Below are 20,780 nucleotides of genomic sequence, written 5' to 3'. Positions count from 1 at the left end.
CGAAGGCTCCGCCAGGACGTCCGGAAGAGGGATCGTCATGACGCCGCGTACCGCAGAAGCCGCGCGAGGGCTCCGCTCCGGGACGATGCCCCGAGCGCCCGAGCCGCCCTTCGCGCTCGCCGTGTTCGACTTCGACGGGACGCTGGCGGACACGCTGCCGTGGTTCCTCGAAGAACTCGACGATCTCGCCGCGCGCTTCTCCATCGCCCTTCCGCGCCCGCTCGACCTCGACGCCGTGCGCGGGCTCTCGGCGCGGGAGATCGTGGCGCTCCTGCGCATCCCCTCCTGGAAGCTGCCGGCGATCGCCCGGCACGTCCACGCCCGCGCCGCGGCGACCGAGATCGCGCTGTTTCCGGGCGTGCGCGAAATGCTCGCGGCGCTGCACCAGGCGGGCGTCGCGATCGCCGTGGTCAGCTCGAACGGGGAGGCGGCGGTGCGCCGCGCGCTGGGGGCGGAGGAGGCGGCGCGGGTCTCCCAGTTCGCGTGCGGCGCGAAGCTCTTCGGCAAGGCGCGGGTGTTCCGCACGGTAACGCGGCGCGCCGGCGTGGCGCCCGCACGGGTGATCTGCATCGGCGACGAGATCCGCGACGGCGAGGCCGCCCGCGAGGCCGGGCTCGCCTTCGGCGCCGTCGCCTGGGGCTACAACACGCCCGAGGCGCTGGCCCGCGCGCTGCCGGGCGCGCATCGGTTCGCGGAGGTCGCGGACATCGCGGCCGCGCTGATCCCCGGCGTGGGCGCGGATGCGCGCATGGCGCGTGCCGCGGGTATGTAGATTCCAGGGTCGTGGTAATCGCGCGCAATTGCGAAGCTCCAGGTAGTAGTCATCCTGGAGGCGCCCCGTGCTCGTTCCCATCGTTCGCCGGCTCGTCGTCGCCGGCCTCCTCGCCGCCGCCGCCCTCGTCGCTCCCGCCGCCGCGGACCCGCTCCAACCGCCGGCGCCCTACTCGTCGGCCCCGTTCCTCGAGGCGCAGGGCGCGCCGCCGATCGTCCTCGCGCAGCGCTGGACCTGCCGCTCGGCCCGGTCCTGCCGCGAAGCGGTCGAGCGGTGGTGCGGCGGCTACCGGCGGGCCGATGGGGACGGCGACGGCATCCCCTGTGAGAACGTCTGCCGCTCCCGCGCCCAGGTCGACGAGATCCGCCGCGCCATCGGCTGCTGAGGCCGGCCCCGCCCCGGCGGTCGCGAGCGCGGCCGAGGCGTGCCTGCGTCGGCGCGCGGCGTTGCGCCTCCCGGCGTCCTGGCGTAATCCCGGACGGATCAGCGGACGGGCGCGCCGGCGCGCGCCCCGCGCCAGACGAGAGCGCCCCTCCCATGACCGTCGCCCCGACCTCCGCCGCCCCCATCACCGAGACCGCCGCCGCGTCGAGCCACGACAAGATCCTGATCGTCGATTTCGGCTCGCAGGTGACGCAGCTCATCGCGCGGCGGGTGCGCGAGGAGGGGGTCTATTCCGAGATCGTGCCGTTCCAGTCCGCGGCCGAGGCCTTCCGCGCCATGAGGCCCAAGGGCGTCATCCTCTCGGGGGGGCCGGCCTCGGTCACCGAGGACGTCTCGCCCCGCGCGCCGCAGGAGATCTTCGAGGCCGGCGTGCCGGTGCTCGGCATCTGCTACGGCGAGCACACGATGGCCGCCCAGCTCGGCGGCACGGTGGAGAGCGGCCACCACCGCGAGTTCGGCCGCGCCGAGGTCGAGGTGGTCGAGCCGAGCCCGCTGTTCGAGGGCGTCTGGGAGGTCGGGCAGCGCTATCCGGTGTGGATGAGCCACGGCGACCGCGTCACGAAGCTCCCCGACGGCTTCTCCATCATCGGCGTCTCCGACAACGCGCCCTTCGCCGCGGTGGCCGACGAGGCGCGCAAGTTCTACGCGGTGCAGTTCCACCCCGAGGTGGTGCACACCCCGCATGGCGGGCGCCTGCTGCGCAACTTCGTGCGCACCATCGCAGGCTGCACGGGCGATTGGACGATGGCCGCCTTCAAGGAGGAGGCGATCGCCCGCATCCGCGCCCAGGTCGGCACCGAGCGCGTGATTTGCGGCCTCTCCGGCGGCGTCGATTCGGCGGTGGCGGCGGTGCTCATCCACGAGGCGATCGGCGACCAGCTCACCTGCGTCTTCGTCGACCACGGGCTGATGCGCGCCGGCGAGGCGCAGGAGGTGGTGAGCCTGTTCCGGTTCGCCTACAACATCCCGCTGGTGCACGTGGAGGCGCAGGACACGTTCCTCGGCGCGCTGGCCGGGGTGGACGACCCGGAGGTGAAGCGCAAGACCATCGGGCGGTTGTTCATCGACGTGTTCGAGGCCGAGGCGAAAAAGGTCGGCGGCGCCGCGTTCCTGGCGCAGGGCACGCTCTACCCGGACGTGATCGAGAGCGTCAGCTTCACCGGCGGGCCGTCGGTGACGATCAAGTCCCACCACAATGTGGGCGGGCTGCCCGAGCGCATGAACATGAAGCTGGTCGAGCCCCTGCGCGAGCTCTTCAAGGACGAGGTGCGCAAGCTCGGCCGCGAGCTCGGCCTGCCGGAAGGCTTCGTCGGCCGCCACCCCTTCCCCGGCCCCGGCCTCGCCATCCGCTGCCCCGGCGAGATCACGGGAGAGAAGCTCGACATCCTGCGCAAGGCCGACACCATCTACCTCGAGGAAATCCGCCGCGCCGGCCTCTACGACGACATCTGGCAGGCTTTTGCCGTTTTGCTGCCCGTGCGGACGGTGGGCGTGATGGGCGACTACCGCACCTACGAATACGTGTGCGCCCTGCGGGCGGTGAACTCCGTGGACGGCATGACGGCGGATTTCTACCCGTTCGAGATGAGCTTCATCGGGAAGGTGGCGACGCGGATCATCAACGAGGTGAAGGGGATCAACCGGGTGGTGTATGATGTGACGAGCAAGCCGCCTGGGACGATTGAGTGGGAGTAACTTTAAGATACACAATAAAAAGCATGCGCACGTCTGGGTAGCCACCCGTGCGCGACCGTCGTATAGTTAATGGGTTTACGTTCTGAACGGCGGTTGTGGGGAACATCGGGTGGAGGCCGGCCGAATGATCGAACACATTCAGCTGCTGCGAAATGTTGGGCTTTTTGACAATCATAGCCCACCGCCGCATACCGCTCTCAGCCCGTTCACAGTAATCTACGGTGAGAACGCACGCGGTAAGACGACCATGGCCGCGGTCCTGCGGTCGCTGGCGACGGGCAAGGCAGACCTCGTCACCGATAGGCACCGGCTCGGGGCTCAACATCCTCCCCATATCGTTATCCGCCATAGCGGAGGGACAGCCGTCTTTCAGAACGGGGCTTGGTCACAGCCGTTGCCGGACGTCGCAGTCTTCGACGACGCCTTTGTCTCGGCCAACGTCTGTTCGGGGATCGAAGTCCAGACGGCGCACCGCCAAAGCCTGCATGAACTTATCCTTGGTGCTCAAGGCGTTGCACTCAGCCGTGCGCTGCAGGGGCATGTCGCCCGGATCGAGGAGCACAATGCGGCGCTGCGGCAGCTCGCCGACGCTGTGCCGGCTGGAGCTATGGGGCCATTCAAGGTAGACGCGTTCTGCGACCTAGATGCGGACCTGGACATCGACGACAAAATCCAGGAGGCCGAGCGCCGACTGGCTGCGGCAAAGTCGGCTGATGCAATCCGGCAACGCCCCGGATTCCGATCAATTGCCCTACCGGATTTCGACATCGCTGGAATCGATGATGTTCTCGGGCGGACCCTTGCTGATCTTGAAGCCGCTGCTGCCGATCGGGTTCGCGCGCACATCGTCAAGCTTCGGCGGGGCGGCGAAGCTTGGGTATCCGAGGGTATGGCGTATATCGCACCTGCCTCCGAGGGATACGACGGGGATGTCTGCCCGTTCTGCGCTCAAGAACTCGCTGGCTCCGAGCTTATAGTCCATTACCGGGCATACTTCAGCCAGACCTATCAGGAGCTGAAGCTCGCGATACGCGAGACCGGGATAGGGGTCCGTGACAATCATGGTGGAGACATCCCCGCCGCCTTCGAGCGCGACGTTCGTACAGCCGCGCAGACTCATGAATTTTGGAAGGACTTCGCGGAGCTGCCGAATGTCGATATCGACACAGCAGCGGTCGCGCGGCTATGGAATGCCGCACGCGAGGCGGTGCTCGACCAGCTTCGTGCAAAGGCTGCCGCTCCGCTGGAGCCAATGGCGCTTACGCGGGCAACCCGGGACGCGATTGAGAACTATCGCGCTTGTATCGCCGAAGTCGCAGCGCTTTCCGGGCGCCTTCTCGGCGCAAATTCCCGCCTGGCAATCGTCCAAGAACAAGCCGCCGCAGATGATCTCTCAGCTTTGAATAACGACCTTGCCAAGCTTAAGGCGCAGAAAGCACGTTACGAACCTCAAGTCGCGCCGCATTGCGATCGTTATCTCCAGGAAAAGTCGGCAAAACGAGCGACAGAGGCGCTGCGGACGCAGGCCCGTGCCGACCTCGACAACTACCGCCAGCAGATATTTCCTGCGTTCGAGGCTGCGATCAACGCATATCTGCGCCGCTTCGGTGCTTCTTTCCGCATCGACCAAGTACAGTCTGTCAACACCAGATCGGGGTCATCTGCCTCGTATGTGATGGTCATCAACAATCATAACGTCAATATCACAGCTGATGTTGGTCCATCATTTCGAAGTACCCTTAGCGCTGGCGACAGGAACACTCTTGCCCTCGCTTTCTTTTTTGCATCGCTTGAGCAGGACCCAAATCGTGCTAATATGGTTGTCGTCATCGACGATCCGATGACCAGCCTCGACGATCATCGGACATTACGGACGCGCGAAGAAATCATTTCTCTCGCTGCGCGGGTCCGTCAGGTCATTGTCTTGTCCCATTCCAAATCGTTCCTATGCCATCTTTGGGAGCAGGCTGACAAGAACACTGCGATCGCTCTCAGGATCAATAGAGCAGCAGCTGGTTCTGAAATCACAATCTGGAATGTGCGGAATGACAGTATTTCCGAACATGACAAGCGGCACGAACTCGTTCGGTCTTACTTGCAGGTCGCAAATCCCGAAAGAGAGCGGGAAGTCGCAGAGGCGCTGAGGCCCATCTTGGAGGCGTTCATGCGCGTTGCCTACCCTGAGCATTTTCCACCGGGCACGCCGCTTGGCCAGTTCTTGAATCATTGTGAGCAACGTGTTGGTACACAAAACGAGATTTTGTCGACAGCCGACATTGTGGAGCTTAAGCTACTTGTTCACTTCGGAAATCGCTTCAAGCATGACTCCAATCCCGCTTGGCAAACGGCCACTATCAACGATGCCGAGCTTTCCGACTTCGCAGAGCGCACGCTTCTGTTTGCTTCGCGTCGCTAAATGCGGCGCGTCCAAACTTGTCAAGATTTGAGCTGGCGTGCGGCATATTCACCGCCCCTCCAAAAACCCATTCTCCCGCAGCCACGCCGTCACGATCCGCCGGATCATCTCCGAGCGGTTCAGCTCGTCGTCCTGGGCGCGGGCGGCGGCGTCGACGGCGGCGGTGACCGCGTCGGGGAAGCGGACCCCGACGCGCGGCGTCACGCTTCTGGCGTTCACGCCGTCCAGGGATCGATAACCGTCAAGCCAGCCGCATCGAACGCGCTCGCGTCGCGCGAGGCCACGGCGAATCCATGCGCGGCGGCGATCGCGGCGATGTAGCCGTCCGGCGTCGGAAAACCCCTCCCCGCCGCGCGGGCTCCGACGGCCAGATCCGCGTACCGCTGAGCCGCATGCGTGTCGAACGGGAGAATGCGTGAGCCGACGACATCCAGCACGTCGCTCAGCGCGGCCGCGAGAGTGTTCTTGCGCTTGCTCTCCGGCAAGGCGCCGATGCCGAAGAGAAGCTCGGCGACCGTAATGCTCGACAGGAACAGCGTCTCCGGCGCACGAGCATCGAGCCACGCGCGCACGCGCGGATGCGGCTCTCGCGTCATTGCTTCCGAAACGACATTCGTGTCGTGCAGGATCATTCGAACCGCATCGGTTCGGCCGGTCGGCGGTCGCGAGCCTGCTCGATGGCCTCGATGTCGGCATTCGTGATGCCGTACTTCCGCCCGATCTCGGATAGGGCCGTACCTAGCCCGACGCCGCCTTTCGGACGCACCGCGGACTCCAGGATGGCGCGGATCTCGGCTTCGGTGCTGCGCTTGTTCTCAGCTGCCAGCCGCGTCAACGCGCGGTGCGTCTCCTCGGGCAGGTCGTGGATGGTGACGGCGGCCATGGCGGCGTCCTCCATTCGGGGCTCGCTTGCTGCCGAGAGGATAGGTCGGTCGGCAGCCCTTTTCCAGCGTCATCGCGCGCTAGAGACACGTCCCGGCGAGCGCCCCCCACTCACCGCCCCTCCAAAAACCCATTCTCCCGCAACCACGCCGTCACGATCCGCCGGATCATCTCCGAGCGGTTCGGCTCGTCCTCCTGCGCCCGTGCCGCGGCGTCGACGGCGGCGGTGACCTCGTCGGGGAAGCGGACCCCGACGCGGGGCGTCACGCCCGTCGCGGGGCGGCCGCGCTTTTTCTGTGGGACAGGATTTGACATCAGCCTTTATTGTGTGCCACAAAACGAGAAGCCGAGCTGGACCGGCTGACCTGCACCCCGAGAGGACGCGCACCGATGTCCGACACCACCCATACCGCGCCGCCCGCCGGCGCGCACGATGATTCGCGCGCCGAGCCGGCCCTCGGCCCGCTCGACGCCATCGACGAGCCGAGCCATCTTCCCCTACAGGGAACGAAAAGGCGCCCCGGGCCGCTCGCGCAGATCTCCCCGCGAGGGTCTGGCCAGCCGCCCCGGCTCCGCGCTACCCTTGCGCGTCACCAGCCTCATAGGAGATTCGCGCGCCATGACCGGCGATCCGCTCTTTTCCGAGTCCGTCCTGCTGCGGCAATCGGGGAAGGCCGTCTTCGAGCGCGGTGCCGCCTATGCCGCGAAGGACGCCGTCGAGTTCGTGTCGGTGCGGCCCGACGAGGTGCGGGGGCGGGTCTACGGGTCCGAGGTCTACCTCGTCCGGGTGCGGCCGCCGGGCGACTGGGCCGCGTGCACCTGCCCGGCCTTCGAGCGGGAGGGCTATTGCAAGCACGTCGTCGCCGTCGCGCTGCGGGCGAACCGGGCCCCCGCGGCCGAGATCGAGGCCGTCGGGGCGGGCGCGGCCGAGTTGCGGGCGCACCTCGTGGGGCTCGGCGCCGAGGCGCTCGCGGATCGGCTGATGCGTCTCGCCGAGGACGACGACGACCTGCGCCGCGACCTGCACATGGAGGCCGGCCTCGCGCGCGGCAGCGACGCGGAGATCCTGGCGACGCTGCGGCGCGCGCTGGAGGACGCGATCCGCGTCGATGGCCGCGTCGACTACCGGGGCGCGAAGACGTATCGCGCCGGGGTCGAGCCCGTACTCGACCGCCTCGCCGCCCTCGCCGACGGGCCGCGCGCGGCCCTGGCGTTGACGCTCGCCGCGGAGGCGCTCGATCTGCTCGAGGCCGAGCGCGACATGGTCGACGGGCACGACGGCACCGTCGAGGGCCTGCATCAGCGGGCCGCGGATATACACCTCGCAGCGGCGCGGCACGTCCGGCCGGACCCGGTCGATCTCGCCGCCTGGCTCTTCCGCGAGGAGACCGAGAGCGAGCTCGAGACCTTCGCCGCCGCGAGCGAGACCTATGCCGAGGTTCTGGGCGAGGCCGGTCTCGCCATCTACCGTCGCCTCGCGGAGGCGGCCCGCGCCCGCGGCGAGACCGGCTATGCGCTCGATGCGATTCTGGACCGCTTCCTCGCCCGCGACGGGGATGTCGACGGGCGCATCGCACTGCGCCGCGCCAAGCTCGAAACCGCGTGGGACTATCACCGTCTCGTCGACTTCTGCATCGGGGCGAAGCGCCCCGAGCAGGCGCTGGAGTACGCGGAGGAGGGGATCTGGCGCTTCGAGGGCAAGCAGCAGGACGAGGGGCTGGTGCTGCTGTGCGCCCGGCTGCTGCGCGAGGCCGGCCGGCTCGACGAGGCGCTGGCGCGGCTCGAGGCGGCCTTCGCGCAGACGCCGCGCCTCGTGCTCTACCGCGAGATCCGCAGCCATGGCGGCGACGCCGCGCGGGACCGGGCGCTCGCCGTGCTCGAGCGCCGGGCCGCGGAGGGCGCCCGCGGACGCTGGCTGGAATCCCCCGTCGACGCGCTGGTCCAGGCGCTTCTCGAGGAGGGCCTCGTCGACCGTGCCTGGGCGGCCTTCGATCGTGCCCGGTGCTCGCGCTGGACCACCGACGCGCTCGCCTGCGCCCTGGAGGGGGTTCGTCCGGATCGTGCCCTGGCGCTGCACGCCGAGCGGGTCGAGGCGCTGGCGGATCAGGGCGGCAACAACGCCTACGACGAGGTGGCGGCGCTCGTCGCACGCATGGCGACGCTGCGCGCGCCGGCCGAGCAGGCGGCCTACCTCGCGGACCTGAAGCGCCGCTGGAAGGCGAAGCGAAACCTCATGACCCGCCTGCCCTGAGCCGAGGGGCGGCGGCGCCGGTCCCGGCGCTCGAGCGGCCGCTTCACCCGAACCGATCCCGCCACGCCGGCAGCGCCCCCGCGAACGGCAGCGCCGTCGCCTCGAAGACGCCCCGCGCCACCGCCCGCGCCAGCACGTCCGCCGCGACCGAGCCGATTTCGGTGAGGGCGACCGCCGGCGCGTCGCCGAGTGGCCGGCGGCCGGTGGCGGCGCAGAACACGGTGTCGCCGTCGTAGAGCGCGTGGGTGATGCGCAGCGCCCGGGCCAGGCCGTCGTTGGCCTGGACCGCGACGCGCTTGGCCTGCGGCTTGGTCAGCGCCGCGTCGGTGGCGACGAGGGCGATCGTCGTGGCGGGCTGCGGCCCGCCCTTCCACGCGAGGCGCCGGCCGCGGGCGGCGACGTCCGCCGGCAGGCCGAGGCCGCCGAACTCGCCGTCGACTTCCCAGGGCGCCGCCCAGAAATGCGGCCCCTCGCCGACGATCGCCGAGCCGATGGCGTTGACGACGACGAGGGCGCCCACCGTGTGGCCCGACGGCGTGACGGCGGAGGCGGAGCCGAGCCCGCCCTTGAGGTCGACGGTCGTCGCGCCGAAGCCGCCACCGGCCGTGCCGAGCGCGAAGTGCGCGCCCGCCGCCTCGCAGGCGTCGTGGCCGAGCTCGCGATAGGGCGGGTAGAGCCCCCAGTCCTTGTCGCCGCCGTTGAGGAGATCGAACACGATCGCCTGAGGCACGATCGGGATCAGCGCGGGGCCGATGGCGAAGCCGCGCCCGCGCGCGCGCAGCCGGGCCTGCACGCCGCTCGCGGCGTCGAGCCCGAAACCCGAGCCGCCGGAGAGCACGATCGCATCGACCGCCTCGACGGTGGCGTCCGGCTCGAGGCAGGCGGTGTCGCGGTTGCCCGGCGCGCCGCCGAGGATCGAGACGGAGGCGACCGCGGGGGCGTCGAACAGCGCCACCGTCACGCCCGAGGCGAGACGCGGGTCGTGCGCGTTCCCCACCGCGATGCCGGCGACGTCCGTGATCAGGTTGCGCGCCTGCGCCATGCGATTCCTCCGCGTGATCTCGCGCAATGCGCGCGACGCCCCCATCCTCCAGGCTCACACCCTGTATCACGCGGCATCACGACGCCGCGAGAGCACGTGCGGCGCGCTTTCCCGCAGGCCGCTTTTCGGACTACACGAAGAGCCATGATGGACGTCACGCTCTACGCCGCCCTGCTCGGGGGCCTCATCAGTTTCCTCTCGCCCTGCGTGCTGCCGCTGGTGCCGCCCTACATGTCGTATCTCGCGGGCGTCTCCGTCGAGGAGATGCAGAAGGAGGACGACTGGGCGGTGCGCCGTCGGGCGCTGCTCACCGCGCTCGTCTTTGTGGCGGGTTTCGCCACGGTGTTCACGGCGCTCGGCGCCACCGCCTCGCTCTTCGGGCAGCTCGTGCGCCAGTACATGGACGTGTTCGCGACGCTGGCGGGCGTGGTCATCATCGTCATGGGGCTGCATTTCCTCGGCGTCTTCCGCATCGCATTCCTCTATCGCGAGGCGCGCTTCCAGGGCGGCTCGTCGGCGGGGCTCGGCGGCGCCTACGTGATGGGGCTCGCCTTCGCCTTCGGCTGGACGCCCTGCATCGGCCCGATCCTCGCGGCGATCCTCGCGGTCGCCGGATCGGAGGCGAGCGTGGGGCGCGGCGCCCTGCTGCTCGCGGTCTATTCCGCCGGGCTCGGCATCCCCTTCATCCTCGCGGCCTTCGCGATGAAGCCGTTCGTGGCCTTCCTCAAGCGGATGAAGTCGCGCTTCGCCTACGTCGAGAAGGCCATGGGCGCGCTCCTGGTGCTGACCGGCGTCGCCTTCCTCACCGGCGGTATCCAGACGGCCTCGTTCTGGCTGCTGGAGACCTTCCCGGCGCTCGCGACGCTGGGGTGAGGCGGCGATTGCGTAACGTTGACTAGCGCGCCTTCACAGCACGATGTTCTCGTCGAAATTGTCCGGCGAGATCGCCAGCAGGAATTCCACCGCGATCCCGTTCTGGAAATGGCGTACCACCCGCGCCGGGGTCGACCCGACGAGGAGCCCCGCGCCGATGGCGGGGCGCTTGTCCATCGCGATGCCCGCGCCCGAGATCGAGACGTCGATGAGGCTCGCTTCCAGCGTGATGCCCTCGTCGAGCTTGAGCACCACGCGCTTCTGGATCGGCGTGATGCGCTCGTGACGGCGATCCTCGGGCAGCCCGAGCTCGTGGCGGTTGGCGAGCCAGGTGAGCTGGGAGGCGAGCTTGTCGCGCTTGCGTGCGGTCGCGGTGATGGCGATCGCGAAGCCCTTGTCGGTGTGGCGCGCGATCGTGCCCTCGACGCGGCCGATGTGCTCGAAATAGCAGACGACGCGCTCGCCGATCAGCCCGCGCACCGGCGCGATCAGCGCCACGCCGCCCGGCGAGAAATCGACGCTCTGGCAGGGATATTCCTGCCGGTTGGGGAGCATGTAACGGCCGAGCAGGACGACCTTGACGCGTGCGTGGAGGCGCCGGTCCGAACGGCGCAGCGGCGTGGCCGCTTCCTTCAGCAGCGTCGATGGCGAAGCGGTCATCGCAGCGGGGGTCCTCGGCGGTCGATCGTGCGCGAGGACCGTAGCGCTGCTTGGTTAAGACCCGCTTTCCAGGGGAGACCCTCCGGACGGTCGGTGCCGCCGGTCGCCCATCCGGGGTTTCAGGGGCAGGGCACTCGGGCCCGCCCGCCTTCATGCACGACGAAGCGACGCCGGCGCTCCACCGCATCGAGGGGAGGGCGCACCTCCTCCAGCGGCCGGCCGGACGGCCAGACGACCCGCATCGAGACGGTGGTCAGCGCGGTCACGGGGTGGAAGCCGATCCAGGTCGGGACGATGCGCGCCGACAGGCAGCCGAGCGCGCGCGCGTTGGTGCGCCCGCGGTGGCGCAGGGGCAGGATCACGAGCTCGAGGTCGACGGTCTCGCCCTCGTTCGTCGCGCCGACGAGGCCGCTGACGATCCCCGCCGTCTCGTCGACGACGATGTCGAGGTTGCGCCGCACGTCGTGGCGGGCGCGCTCCGGCCACAGCTCGACGAGGCGCGTGTCGCGCAGCTCGCGGCCGAAGAGGGCGCACATGCGGGTGCCGGCCAGGCGGAAATGCGCCTCGCGGCCCTCGTCGAGCTCCAGGATGAAGGCGTCGGCGAGGACGTGGCGGATCTCGCCGGGCTCGATCTCTCCGCGCTCCGGCGCCGCGCGCTCGCCGCGCAGGGCGTCCCAGTAGGAAAACAGCATCCGTGTCGCCGGGTGCTTCATGCAGGGTCTCCAAGCCTCTCGCGCGGGTCTCGCAAAGGTCTCGCAAAGGATTCGCTCGTGCCGCGGCGGCGCGTCGGCGCCTCGTTTCGCGACGCACCGATGCGGTCCGACCGTTGTCGACGAGTCGCGACGCGAAGGCCATGCCCCGCAGGGCAGGGAGCGGCTGAAAGGTTCGGTTAACCTTAACGGAAGCTTACACCGCGCGGGAGCTTGCCCGCGAGGTGGGCATCGTGCACGCTCGCAGTGCTTCTGGACTTTCGCTTCGACGGGGAGGCCGGGACGAGACAGGCGCCGGGAAGAGCGCTGGACAGACCGACGTTTCGAGCCTCGAGACGAAAACGGGGGAGGGCGCAGAGCCCTCCCCCGATTTCGTTCGTCCACCGGCGCGCGCCGCGGCTCACCGCATCTCGTGGTCGTGCCGCCCGTCGAGCTGGACCTCCGCGCTCGGCTGCCACTCCGACGGCACCGCGCGGGTGCGCGCGACGTCCGGCGACACCGCCTCCGCGACGAGGGCCGCGAGCGCCTCGTCGAGGCCCATGCTGGTCTGCGCCTGCGAGCCGAGCCGGCGCACGTTGACGGTGCGCTCGGCGGACTCCCGCCTGCCCACGACGAGGATCACCGGGATCTTTGCGTGCGAATGCTCGCGCACCTTGTAGGTGATCTTCTCGTTGCGCGTGTCGGCCACGACGCGCAGGCCCGCGCGCTTGGCCGCGGCCGCGACCTGCAGCGCGTACTCGTCCGCCTCGGAGGTGATCGTGCACACGACGACCTGCTGCGGCGCGAGCCAGAGCGGGAAGTGCCCGGCATAATGCTCGATCAGGATGCCGAGGAAGCGCTCCATCGAGCCGCAGATGGCGCGGTGCACCATGACGGGCATCTTCTTCGTGCCGTCGGCATCGACGTAGAAGGCGCCGAAGCGCTCCGGCAGGTTGAAGTCCACCTGCGTCGTGCCGCACTGCCAGTCGCGCCCGATGGCGTCGCGCAGGACGTACTCGAACTTCGGCCCGTAGAACGCGCCTTCGCCCGGGTTGATCTCCGTCCTGATGCGGTTGCTCGAGGCCTGGATCGTCTCGAGCACGCGCGACATGACCGCTTCGGCGTGATCCCACACCGCATCCGAGCCCACGCGCTTCTCCGGGCGCGTGGAGAGCTTCACGACGATCTCCTCGAAGCCGAAGTCGGCGTAGGTCGAGAGGATCAGGTCGTTGATCTTCAGGCACTCGTCGGCGAGCTGCTCCTCCGTGCAGAACACGTGCGCGTCGTCCTGCGTGAAGCCGCGCACCCGCATCAGCCCGTGCATGGCGCCGGACGGCTCGTAGCGGTGCACGACGCCGAATTCCGCAAGACGCAGAGGAAGATCGCGGTAGGACTTCAGACCGTGCTTGAAGATCTGCACGTGTCCCGGGCAGTTCATCGGCTTCAGGGCGAACCAACGCTTGTCCTCGGCCTCGTCGCCCGCGGACTGCGCCGCGAACATGTTCTCGCGGTACCAGCCCCAGTGCCCGGAGGTCTCCCACAGCGACTTGTCGAGGATCTGCGGCGCGTTCACCTCGTCGTAGTCGCCCTCGAGCCGCCGGCGCATGTAGGACACGAGGCTCTGGAACAGGCTCCAGCCCTTCGGATGCCAGAACACGACGCCGGGGCCCTCCTCCTGGAAGTGGAACAGGTCCATCTCGCGTCCCAGCCGGCGATGATCGCGCTTCTCCGCCTCCTCGAGCTGGTGGAGGTAGAGGTCGAGGTCTTCCTTGGTGGCCCAGGCGGTGCCGTAGATGCGCGTCAGCATCGGGTTGTTGGAATCACCCCGCCAATAGGCGCCGGCCACCTTCATCAGCTTGAAGGCGTCGCCGACCCGGCCCGTCGAGGGCATGTGCGGGCCGCGGCAGAGGTCGAACCAGTCCCCCTGATGGTAGATCTTCAGGTCCTGGTCGGCGGGGATCGCCTCGACGAGCTCGACCTTGAAGCTCTCGCCCTTGCCCGCGAACACCTCCTTCGCGCGATCGCGCGACCAGACCTCCTTGGTGAACGGCCGGTCGGCCTTGATCAGCTCGCGCATCTTCGCCTCGATCGCGGCGAAGTCGTCGGGGGTGAACGGCTCCTCGCGGGCGAAGTCGTAGTAGAATCCGTTGTCGATCACCGGCCCGATCGTCACCTGCGTGCCCGGGAAGAGCGTCTGCACGGCCTCGGCGAGCACGTGCGCGCAATCGTGGCGGATGAGCTCCAGCGCGCGCGGGTCCTCGCGCGTGACGAACTCGATCCGGGCATCGGCACGGATCTCGTCGGAGAGATCGCGCAGCTCGCCGTCGATCGTCATCGCGACCGCCTTCTTGGCGAGCGACTTGGCGATCGACTCGGCCACCGCGCGGCCGGACGTCGCGTCCGGGTACTCGCGCTGCGCGCCGTCGGGGAAGGTGAGGGTGATCATGGTGCGGGGCTCCTTGCTCACTCCTGCGAACGAGGCAGGTAAGCGGGATGGACGGCTCGCGGGATGCTCAGCTGCGGGCCGCGCCGCCGTCGTCTGGCGCGCCCTCGCTCGCGGGGGGCCCGTTCACGCCCCGCCAGCGGCCGAAGGCCCAGGGTCTATACCACCGACCCTGCGCGGGCAATGCATCGGGAACGTTGTCGATGCCGTGGGTGCCGAACGGGCCGCAGCGGCAGATCCGGGCGACGCCCATCCAGCCGCCGGCCCACAGCCCGTACCGGCCGATCGCCTCGGACGTGTAGTCCGAGCACGACGGCAGATGCCGGCACTGCCGCCCCATCAGCCCCGACAGCGTGAGCTGATAGCCGCGGATCGCGCCGCGCGCCGCGACGCGCGGCGCGCGCTTCGCGGCGTCGAACAGGGTGTCGAGATCCGGCCGGGCGGAGGGGCGTTTCATGGCGCTGAGATGGGGGGCATCGCGCGCCCGCGCAATCGCTCGCGAGGGTGAACGAAGCATTCAGGCCGCGTTCAGCGCGCGGCTCCTATGAAACCCTTCACGACGACACCGGTTCGGACATCATCGACCGGAACAGAGCACCGTGAACCCGTGCCGGCCGCACCCCGTCTTCCCGCGCCCCCCGTCGCAGCGCGATGACGCCGCCCCGGTACCGAGAGGAGCAAGCCATGCCTGCCAACACGTTCCTGAAGCGCCTCGGCCTGACCGCCGCCGCCGTCCTGGTCAGCGGCGCCGCCTTCGCCTATCCCGCCGAGGTCTCCCGCGACCTGAACCTGCGCGCCGGCCCCGGCACCAACTTCCAGGTCATCGCCACCATGCCCGGCGGCGTCGTGGTCGACGTCGAGGGCTGCCGCGGCAGCTGGTGCCGCGTCGACTATCGCGGTCGCTCCGGCTGGGCGAGCGCGCGCTATCTCGGCCAGCCGAGCGTCCGGCGCGCCCCGCCGGCGCACGCGCCGGCCTACGGCCATCGCGAGCGGGTGCGGCCCGCCCCGGGCATCACCTTCGAGTTCGGCTTCGGACCCGGCCGCGAGCGCTACGACGAGCGTTTCGATCGCCGCCGCGGACACGTGCGTGGCGACCGATACGGCGGCGGCGGGCGCGTCATCTCCCGTGAGGACCGGAACGGGGACGGCTACTTCGAGACGATCCGCATCCGCCGCCCGGACGGCTCGGTCGTCATCCGTCGCGACCTGAACGGCGACGGTCTCTTCGACGACGTCGTGCGTCGTTACTGACCGAGCCGGCAACGGCGCGTTCACCCGCACGCGCTAGGCAGGGACGGCCCGGATCGCCCGATCCGGGCCGTTCTCGCACGTGGGAGGGCGAGAGAGATGCCAGAGAGCCTCGCCGCTCTTCTCGGCCCGCATACGGATCCCGGCACCGCCGCGCTCGCGACGCTCGCCGTGCTCGGCGGGGTCTTGGCGCTGCTCGCCCTCGCCGGCGGGAGCATCCTCGCGGCCGTCGTGAAGCGGATCGTGCTCGTCGTCGTCGCGGCCGGCGTGTCGCTCGGCGGGTTCCTGATGCTGCGCGACGGCGAGAGCGCGGCGCTGCTCGGCGATCTCGCCGGGCGGGTCGCCCCGACGTTCTCCGAGATCGGCGTCGCGACCCGCGCCGCACCCGCCCCGGAGCCGCCGCGAGTGGGGCTCGGCCCGCGCGAGGTGGCGGCCTACATGGAGCGCGGCGCCTTCGCGTTGGCGGGCCGCGCCAACGGCACGCCGATGGACTTCGTCTTCGACACCGGCGCCACGGCGGTCGTGCTCACCGCCGAGAACGCCGCGCGCATCGGCTGGCCGGCGAACCGGCTCGCCTACACGGTGCGCGTCTCCACCGCCAACGGCAGCACCACGGCGGCGCCGATCACGCTGGACCGCCTCGCCATCGGGGGCATCGAGGTCCGCGACGTGCGCGCCTTCGTGGCGCAGCCGGGCGACCTGCACGAGAACCTGCTCGGCATGACCTTCCTCTCGCGGCTCGCGTCCTACGAGGTGCGGGGGGACAGGCTGCTGCTGCGGGGGTGGTGATCGTCCGCGCCGCCCGCGACTCGGATCCTCCCCGGAGGCGAGGAATCCGTGCGGAGCACGGGCGGTGGGGCCGTTCGACCGTGCTGGTGAGGCGGCCCGCCGCCCGCCCCACCCTCCGGCCTCCGTCCCCCCCGGGGGGAGGAAGCGGGCCGCGCGTCGATGCCTTCCGCCCCGCACGCACACGGACGGTAGCGCCATCCGCCCGCCCCGCGGTAGATTGACCCCATGCCCGACCTCTTCTCCCCCGCCGGCCCCGCGCCGGACGCCGATCTCGCCCGCCCGCTCGCCGACCGGCTGCGGCCCAAGGCCCTCGCCGAGGTGGTGGGTCAGGACCACCTCGTCGGGCCCGACGGGGCGCTCACCCGGCTGATCGCCTCGGGCTCGCTCGGCTCGCTCGTGTTCTGGGGGCCGCCGGGGACGGGCAAGACCACGGTGGCGCGGCTGCTCGCCGGGGAGACCGCGCTCGACTTCGTGCAGATCTCGGCGATCTTCTCGGGCGTCGCCGACCTGAAGAAGGTCTTCGAGGCCGCGCGGCAGCGGCGCGCCATGGGGCGGGGCATGCTGCTCTTCGTCGACGAGATCCACCGCTTCAACCGCGCGCAGCTCGACGCCTTCCTGCCGGTGATGGAGGACGGCACGATCACCCTCGTCGGCGCGACGACGGAGAACCCCTCCTTCGAGCTGAACGCCGCGCTCCTCTCCCGCGCCCGCGTGCTGACCTTCCGCTCCCTCGACGAGACCGCGATCGAGCGGCTCCTCGCCCGCGCGGAGGAGGCGCAGGGGAGGGCTTTGCCCCTCGACGCCGATGCCCGCGCGGCCCTCGCGCGCATGGCCGACGGCGACGGGCGCGCCGCGCTCACGCTCGCCGAGGAGGTCTGGCGCTCGGCGCGCGAGGGGGAGGTGTTCGATACGAAGACGCTCGTCGAGATCGTCCAGCGCCGCGCGCCGCTCTACGACAAGGGGCAGGAGGGCCACTACAACCTGATCAGCGCGCTCCACAAGACCGTGCGCGGCTCGGACCCCGACGCGGCGCTCTACTACCTCGCCCGCATGCTCGACGCCGGGGAGGACCGGCTGTTCATCGCGCGCCGCCTCGTGCGCATGGCGGTGGAGGACATCGGGCTCGCCGACCCGCAGGCACTCGCGGTCGCCAACGCCGCCAAGGACGCGTTCGACTTCCTCGGCTCGCCGGAGGGCGAGCTCGCGCTGGCGCAGGCCACCGTCTATCTCGCCACGGCGCCGAAATCGAACGCGGTCTACGGGGCCTGGAAGGCGGCGATGCGGGCGGCGAAGGAGCACGGCTCGCTCATGCCGCCGAAGACCATCCTCAACGCGCCGACGAAGCTCATGAAGAGCGAGGGATACGGCGCTGGCTACGCCTACGACCACGACGCGCCCGACGCCTTCTCCGGCCAGGACTACTGGCCCGAGACGCTCGGCCGCCAGCGCTTCTACGAGCCGGTGGACCGCGGCTTCGAGCGCGAGGTGAGGAAGCGGCTCGACTGGTGGGAGAAGCTCAGGCGGGAGCGGCGGGGCGGGTCCGGCTAGCGCTCCGCATCCGCCTCGCCGCCGTCGCCCTCCTCGTCGTCCCGCCTCTCAGCCAGCGCCGCCAGCCGCTCCAGCGCGCCCTGCAGGATGTAGGCGGCGGCCACCTTGTCGACGACCTCGCCGCGGCGGGCGCGGGACGCGTCGGCCTCGATCAGCATCCGGGTGACGGCCACCGTCGAGAGCCGCTCGTCCCAGGGCACGATGGGGCAGGGGACCAGGGGAGCGAGGTTGCGCATGAAGGCGCGCGTCGCCTGCACCCGCGGCCCGGCGCTGCCGTCCATGTTGAGCGGCAGGCCGACCACGATCGCGGCGACCTCGTGGGTGGCGACGAGGGCCGCGAGGCGCGCGGCGTCGGGCCCGAACTTCGAGCGGCGGATGGTCTCGAGCGGGCTCGCGATGCGCCGATCCGGATCGGAGAGCGCGAGCCCGATGGTCTTCGTGCCGAGGTCGACCCCGATCAGCCGCCCGCGCGGCGGCAGGGTCGCGGCGAGCGTCTCCAACTCCGCGCTCATGCGCTATCGTCTCGATCGCGAATCATGTCCGTGGTCCGGGTCGGCGGGACGGAGCCTCCGCCGCGCGGGCGCGTTCATAGGGCAAACGACGAGGGAGCGCGACCCATGAAGATCACCTGGTTCGGACATTCCGCCTTCCGGCTCGAGTTCGGCGACGCCGTCGTGCTGATCGACCCGTTCCTCTCGGGCAATCCCGCCTTCGAGGGCGACCTCGGCGAGGCGACCAAGGGCACGACCCACGTGCTCCTCACCCATGCCCACGGCGACCACGTCGGCGACACCGTCGCCATCGCGAAGGAGACCGGCGCCAAGGTCGTCACCAACTACGATCTATGCATGTACCTCGCGGGACAGGGCGTCGAGCGCTTCGACCCGATGAACACCGGCGGCACGGTGGACGAGGGCGGCTTCACCGTCACGATGGTGCGGGCGGACCACTCCGCCGGCCTCGTCGAGCAGGGCGTCGGCTTCCCGCTGGGCAACGCAAACGGGCTGATCGTGAAGGCGCCGGGCCAGCCGACGGTCTACCACATGGGCGACACCGACATCTTCTCCGACATGGCGCTGATCGCCGAGCTGCACCGGCCCGACGTGGTCCTGGTGCCGATCGGCGATCGCTTCACCATGGGCGCCGAGGTCGCGGCGCTGGCGATGAAGCGCTTCCTCCCGGATGCGAAGACGGCGATTCCCTGCCACTACGGGACGTTTCCGTTGATCGCGCCCACCGCCGACGGCTTCGTCGCCGCGATGCAGGGCGCGGCGACGCAGGTCGTGGTGCCGCACAAGGGCATGCCGGTTCGCATCGAGGGATGAACCCGCGTTAACCATGTTCCCGTGCCGGGCTGGCACGGGACGCGGCGGTCTGGCAGGGTCCCGCGTTAAGGATCGCTTAACCACGCCGCCGAGGCCGCCTTGCCCGAGACGATCGTCCTCACGCCGAAGGTCGCGCGCCGCGCCGTGCCGGCGACGGACACGATCCTGCCGGTGCTCGAGCTCGATGCGAGCCGACGGGTCCCGCGCCGCGCTGTGCCGGCCGCGGTGATCTCCGCCGCCGACCTGGCGGGCCCGCGCCGGCGCGCGCTGCGGCGCCCCGTGCCGATCGCGCCGACGGTGCCGATGGGCCGGGAGCCGGACGGGCGCGCGGACCTCGCACGACGCCTGCGCGCCGCCGTCTCAGACAGCCGCATCCGGATCGCGGTGCTCACCGCGATCCTCGTCGTCCTCGCGCTGCACGTGCTCGGCCCCCCGGCGCTGCCGCGGGTGACCCGCGACGCGATCGAGGCGCCGTTCCCGCCGCCGGGGCACGCCATCGCCTTCGTCGTCCCGGCGGCAGGCTGAGCGCGTCCCGAGGACCTGTCGCGATTCTTCAAGACGGGGGCGGCGCGCCGGGGGCAGGGTGGCGGCGCCTTACCGGATGGAGATCACGATGAAGCTCAGGTACACGATCCTCTACGTCGAGGACGTCCCCGCCACGCTCGCCTTCTACGAGCGCGCCTTCGGCCTCGCGCGGGGCATGCTGCACCCGTCGAACGACTACGGCGAGCTCGCCACCGGCGAGACCACGCTGTCCTTCTCGTCCCGGCGCCTGATGCGCAGCCTCGGCAAGGACCCGGCCGCCCCCGACCCCGCGCGCCCGACCTTCGAGATCGCCTTCGAGACCGACGACGTGGAGGGCGCCTATGCCCGCGCGGTCGCGGCGGGCGCGACGCCGAAGCAGGACCCGCGGCTGGAGGAATGGGGGCAGACGACGTCCTACGTGGCGGATCCGGACGGGTATCTGGTGGAGATCTGCTCGGCGGTCCCGGCCTGACCCCTCTCACCCATACCCCGTCGCCAGCACCATCCCCGCCACCCACTCGTCGCGCACGAGCCGGCCCGGCGTCGTGCCGAGCCAGCGGGCGAGCTCGCGGGTGAGGTGGGGCTGGTCGGCGTAGCCGGCGGCGAAGGCGGCCTCGGCCGGCGGGGTGCCCGCGAGAAGCGCGCGGGCGGCGCGGCGGGCGCGGGCGAGGCGGCGCCAGAAGTCGGGGGAGCGTCCGGTCTCGTCTCGGACGAGCCGCTGGAGCGTGCGCGGCGCGACCCCCGCCCGCGCGGCGGCGGCGGCGACGTCGCGGGCCTCGGCGAGGCAGGCCAGCGCCTCCTCCAGCCGCGGCGCGCGCGGCGCGATCTCCGGCAGGCGGGCGAGGATGGCGGCGGTGTCCTCGATCTCGGCGGCGGGGACGGCCGCGAGCGCGGCGGCGTCGATCCGCCGTCCCGGCGCGAGCCGGAAGCCGGCGAGCCGCTCGCCGGGCGCGAGGCGCACCCGCGTCGGCGTGTCCATCAGCGCCGAGACGCGCAGTTCCGGCGCCGCGCCCGGGCGTCGGGCGAGGATCAGGTCGACGCAGCCGTCCGGCAGCACGAGCGCCTCGCGCCGGGCCCCGGCGCCCGCCACCCAGCTCCCGATCACCCCGCCGCTCCCGCCCATGGTTGCCCCCCGCGTCGCGCCGATGATATAGCCGGCGCGACCCGCCCTCCAGCCC

Annotated in this window: 23 protein-coding genes; 12 read left to right on the top strand and 11 right to left on the bottom strand. The window is 70.5% G+C overall.

Going from position 1 to position 20,780, the window contains the following annotated elements:
- Nucleotides 1-37: 37 nt before the first annotated feature.
- From AB9M23_RS15765 to AB9M23_RS15750, 4 genes are all read left to right on the top strand, one after another.
- The gene (locus AB9M23_RS15765; RefSeq protein WP_372425519.1) at nt 38-772 is read left to right on the top strand and encodes an HAD hydrolase-like protein; all 735 of its coding nucleotides are present in this window, start codon (nt 38-40) and stop codon (nt 770-772) included.
- Between the two features lie 67 nt (nt 773-839).
- Nucleotides 840-1,157, top strand: coding sequence for a calcium-binding protein (locus tag AB9M23_RS15760; RefSeq protein WP_372425518.1), 318 nt, complete (start codon nt 840-842; stop codon nt 1,155-1,157).
- Between the two features lie 152 nt (nt 1,158-1,309).
- Nucleotides 1,310-2,911, top strand: a complete 1,602-nt coding sequence (gene guaA, locus AB9M23_RS15755) for a glutamine-hydrolyzing GMP synthase (protein WP_372425517.1) — start codon at nt 1,310-1,312, stop codon at nt 2,909-2,911.
- Nucleotides 2,912-3,035: 124 nt separating this feature from the next.
- Complete coding sequence (locus AB9M23_RS15750) at nt 3,036-5,327, top strand: AAA family ATPase (protein ID WP_372425516.1); 2,292 nt, start codon at nt 3,036-3,038, stop codon at nt 5,325-5,327.
- Between the two features lie 48 nt (nt 5,328-5,375).
- Here the strand turns inward: AB9M23_RS15750 and AB9M23_RS15745 are convergent, their stop codons facing one another.
- The 4 genes from AB9M23_RS15745 to AB9M23_RS15730 all read right to left on the bottom strand — a co-directional run bounded on the left by AB9M23_RS15745 (nt 5,376) and on the right by AB9M23_RS15730 (nt 6,476).
- Entirely contained in the window at nt 5,376-5,546 is a 171-nt protein-coding gene (locus tag AB9M23_RS15745; protein ID WP_372425515.1) for a ribbon-helix-helix protein, CopG family, read from the bottom strand.
- Nucleotides 5,543-5,959, bottom strand: a complete 417-nt coding sequence (locus AB9M23_RS15740) for a type II toxin-antitoxin system VapC family toxin (RefSeq protein WP_372425514.1) — start codon at nt 5,957-5,959, stop codon at nt 5,543-5,545. The genes AB9M23_RS15745 and AB9M23_RS15740 overlap by 4 nt, the downstream gene beginning before the upstream one ends.
- Nucleotides 5,956-6,210, bottom strand: a complete 255-nt coding sequence (locus tag AB9M23_RS15735) for a FitA-like ribbon-helix-helix domain-containing protein (RefSeq protein WP_372425513.1) — start codon at nt 6,208-6,210, stop codon at nt 5,956-5,958. Before AB9M23_RS15735 ends, AB9M23_RS15740 begins: the two co-directional genes overlap by 4 nt.
- 110 nt (nt 6,211-6,320) lie before the next feature.
- Nucleotides 6,321-6,476, bottom strand: a complete 156-nt coding sequence (locus tag AB9M23_RS15730; RefSeq protein WP_372425512.1) for a ribbon-helix-helix protein, CopG family — start codon at nt 6,474-6,476, stop codon at nt 6,321-6,323.
- A gap of 352 nt (nt 6,477-6,828) precedes the next feature.
- On the opposite strand from AB9M23_RS15730, the gene AB9M23_RS15725 reads away from it, so the two are divergent.
- Nucleotides 6,829-8,460, top strand: a complete 1,632-nt coding sequence (locus AB9M23_RS15725) for an SWIM zinc finger family protein (RefSeq protein WP_372425511.1) — start codon at nt 6,829-6,831, stop codon at nt 8,458-8,460.
- Nucleotides 8,461-8,503: 43 nt separating this feature from the next.
- Here AB9M23_RS15725 and AB9M23_RS15720 read toward each other — a convergent pair whose 3' ends face one another.
- The gene (locus AB9M23_RS15720; RefSeq protein WP_372425510.1) at nt 8,504-9,502 is read right to left on the bottom strand and encodes a P1 family peptidase; all 999 of its coding nucleotides are present in this window, start codon (nt 9,500-9,502) and stop codon (nt 8,504-8,506) included.
- A gap of 144 nt (nt 9,503-9,646) precedes the next feature.
- Here AB9M23_RS15720 and AB9M23_RS15715 point away from each other — a divergent pair, with 144 nt between their 5' ends.
- Nucleotides 9,647-10,375, top strand: coding sequence for a cytochrome c biogenesis CcdA family protein (locus AB9M23_RS15715; RefSeq protein ID WP_372425509.1), 729 nt, complete (start codon nt 9,647-9,649; stop codon nt 10,373-10,375).
- Nucleotides 10,376-10,408: 33 nt separating this feature from the next.
- On the opposite strand, the gene AB9M23_RS15710 is transcribed toward AB9M23_RS15715, so the two are convergent.
- The 4 genes from AB9M23_RS15710 to yidD form a co-directional block, all read right to left on the bottom strand.
- A complete protein-coding gene (locus AB9M23_RS15710; protein WP_372425508.1) occupies nt 10,409-11,035 on the bottom strand; it encodes a PilZ domain-containing protein in 627 nt (208 codons plus the stop codon).
- Between the two features lie 119 nt (nt 11,036-11,154).
- Complete coding sequence (locus AB9M23_RS15705; RefSeq protein ID WP_372425507.1) at nt 11,155-11,748, bottom strand: PAS domain-containing protein; 594 nt, start codon at nt 11,746-11,748, stop codon at nt 11,155-11,157.
- Nucleotides 11,749-12,145: 397 nt separating this feature from the next.
- Entirely contained in the window at nt 12,146-14,170 is a 2,025-nt protein-coding gene (thrS, locus tag AB9M23_RS15700) for a threonine--tRNA ligase (protein WP_372425506.1), read from the bottom strand.
- Between the two features lie 67 nt (nt 14,171-14,237).
- Nucleotides 14,238-14,624: a membrane protein insertion efficiency factor YidD gene (gene yidD / locus AB9M23_RS15695; RefSeq protein WP_372425505.1), complete on the bottom strand. Its 387-nt coding sequence runs from the start codon at nt 14,622-14,624 to the stop codon at nt 14,238-14,240.
- Nucleotides 14,625-14,851: 227 nt separating this feature from the next.
- Between yidD and AB9M23_RS15690 the strand changes: the two genes are divergently transcribed.
- The 3 genes from AB9M23_RS15690 to AB9M23_RS15680 all read left to right on the top strand — a co-directional run bounded on the left by AB9M23_RS15690 (nt 14,852) and on the right by AB9M23_RS15680 (nt 17,752).
- Nucleotides 14,852-15,418: an SH3 domain-containing protein gene (locus AB9M23_RS15690; RefSeq protein ID WP_372425504.1), complete on the top strand. Its 567-nt coding sequence runs from the start codon at nt 14,852-14,854 to the stop codon at nt 15,416-15,418.
- Nucleotides 15,419-15,514: 96 nt separating this feature from the next.
- Nucleotides 15,515-16,204 (top strand): TIGR02281 family clan AA aspartic protease, encoded by a 690-nt coding sequence (locus tag AB9M23_RS15685; protein ID WP_372425503.1) that lies wholly within the window; start codon nt 15,515-15,517, stop codon nt 16,202-16,204.
- Nucleotides 16,205-16,429: 225 nt separating this feature from the next.
- On the top strand, nt 16,430-17,752 hold the full coding sequence (locus AB9M23_RS15680; RefSeq protein WP_372425502.1) for a replication-associated recombination protein A: 1,323 nt from the start codon (nt 16,430-16,432) through the stop codon (nt 17,750-17,752).
- Here AB9M23_RS15680 and ruvX read toward each other — a convergent pair.
- Complete coding sequence (ruvX, locus tag AB9M23_RS15675; protein ID WP_372425501.1) at nt 17,749-18,264, bottom strand: Holliday junction resolvase RuvX; 516 nt, start codon at nt 18,262-18,264, stop codon at nt 17,749-17,751. The genes AB9M23_RS15680 and ruvX overlap by 4 nt on opposite strands.
- Before the next feature lie 105 nt (nt 18,265-18,369).
- On the opposite strand from ruvX, the gene AB9M23_RS15670 reads away from it, so the two are divergent.
- From AB9M23_RS15670 to AB9M23_RS15660, 3 genes are all read left to right on the top strand, one after another.
- The gene (locus AB9M23_RS15670) at nt 18,370-19,077 is read left to right on the top strand and encodes a metal-dependent hydrolase (protein ID WP_372425500.1); all 708 of its coding nucleotides are present in this window, start codon (nt 18,370-18,372) and stop codon (nt 19,075-19,077) included.
- Nucleotides 19,078-19,176: 99 nt separating this feature from the next.
- Complete coding sequence (locus AB9M23_RS15665; RefSeq protein ID WP_372425499.1) at nt 19,177-19,602, top strand: hypothetical protein; 426 nt, start codon at nt 19,177-19,179, stop codon at nt 19,600-19,602.
- Between the two features lie 88 nt (nt 19,603-19,690).
- Nucleotides 19,691-20,074 carry a VOC family protein gene (locus AB9M23_RS15660; protein ID WP_372425498.1) on the top strand — a complete coding sequence of 128 codons (384 nt, stop codon included), beginning with the start codon at nt 19,691-19,693 and terminating at the stop codon, nt 20,072-20,074.
- Nucleotides 20,075-20,080: 6 nt separating this feature from the next.
- Here AB9M23_RS15660 and AB9M23_RS15655 read toward each other — a convergent pair whose 3' ends face one another.
- A complete protein-coding gene (locus AB9M23_RS15655; protein ID WP_372425497.1) occupies nt 20,081-20,707 on the bottom strand; it encodes a helix-turn-helix domain-containing protein in 627 nt (208 codons plus the stop codon).
- Between the last annotated feature and the right edge of the window lie 73 nt (nt 20,708-20,780).

The sequence above is a fragment of the Salinarimonas chemoclinalis genome (genome assembly GCF_041514305.1).
Lineage (GTDB): Bacteria > Pseudomonadota > Alphaproteobacteria > Rhizobiales > Beijerinckiaceae > Salinarimonas > Salinarimonas chemoclinalis.
The sequence above is the reverse complement of the archived record's forward strand: the minus strand, read 5'-3'. Positions and strand labels throughout refer to the sequence as shown.

Excerpts from the sequence above, each read along its gene's own strand:
- AB9M23_RS15725 (WP_372425511.1), top strand. The coding sequence starts at position 6,829 with ATGACCGGCGATCCGCTCTTTTCCGAGTCCGTCCTGCTGCGGCAATCG.
- AB9M23_RS15690 (WP_372425504.1), top strand. The coding sequence starts at position 14,852 with ATGCCTGCCAACACGTTCCTGAAGCGCCTCGGCCTGACCGCCGCCGCC.
- AB9M23_RS15735 (WP_372425513.1), bottom strand. The coding sequence starts at position 6,210 with ATGGCCGCCGTCACCATCCACGACCTGCCCGAGGAGACGCACCGCGCG.
- AB9M23_RS15670 (WP_372425500.1), top strand. The coding sequence starts at position 18,370 with ATGAAGATCACCTGGTTCGGACATTCCGCCTTCCGGCTCGAGTTCGGC.
- ruvX (WP_372425501.1), bottom strand. The coding sequence starts at position 18,264 with ATGAGCGCGGAGTTGGAGACGCTCGCCGCGACCCTGCCGCCGCGCGGG.
- AB9M23_RS15715 (WP_372425509.1), top strand. The coding sequence starts at position 9,647 with ATGATGGACGTCACGCTCTACGCCGCCCTGCTCGGGGGCCTCATCAGT.
- AB9M23_RS15750 (WP_372425516.1), top strand. The coding sequence starts at position 3,036 with ATGATCGAACACATTCAGCTGCTGCGAAATGTTGGGCTTTTTGACAAT.
- guaA (WP_372425517.1), top strand. The coding sequence starts at position 1,310 with ATGACCGTCGCCCCGACCTCCGCCGCCCCCATCACCGAGACCGCCGCC.
- AB9M23_RS15720 (WP_372425510.1), bottom strand. The coding sequence starts at position 9,502 with ATGGCGCAGGCGCGCAACCTGATCACGGACGTCGCCGGCATCGCGGTG.
- AB9M23_RS15660 (WP_372425498.1), top strand. The coding sequence starts at position 19,691 with ATGAAGCTCAGGTACACGATCCTCTACGTCGAGGACGTCCCCGCCACG.
- AB9M23_RS15710 (WP_372425508.1), bottom strand. The coding sequence starts at position 11,035 with ATGACCGCTTCGCCATCGACGCTGCTGAAGGAAGCGGCCACGCCGCTG.
- AB9M23_RS15705 (WP_372425507.1), bottom strand. The coding sequence starts at position 11,748 with ATGAAGCACCCGGCGACACGGATGCTGTTTTCCTACTGGGACGCCCTG.
- AB9M23_RS15685 (WP_372425503.1), top strand. The coding sequence starts at position 15,515 with ATGCCAGAGAGCCTCGCCGCTCTTCTCGGCCCGCATACGGATCCCGGC.
- AB9M23_RS15765 (WP_372425519.1), top strand. The coding sequence starts at position 38 with ATGACGCCGCGTACCGCAGAAGCCGCGCGAGGGCTCCGCTCCGGGACG.
- AB9M23_RS15680 (WP_372425502.1), top strand. The coding sequence starts at position 16,430 with ATGCCCGACCTCTTCTCCCCCGCCGGCCCCGCGCCGGACGCCGATCTC.
- thrS (WP_372425506.1), bottom strand. The coding sequence starts at position 14,170 with ATGATCACCCTCACCTTCCCCGACGGCGCGCAGCGCGAGTACCCGGAC.
- yidD (WP_372425505.1), bottom strand. The coding sequence starts at position 14,624 with ATGAAACGCCCCTCCGCCCGGCCGGATCTCGACACCCTGTTCGACGCC.
- AB9M23_RS15740 (WP_372425514.1), bottom strand. The coding sequence starts at position 5,959 with ATGATCCTGCACGACACGAATGTCGTTTCGGAAGCAATGACGCGAGAG.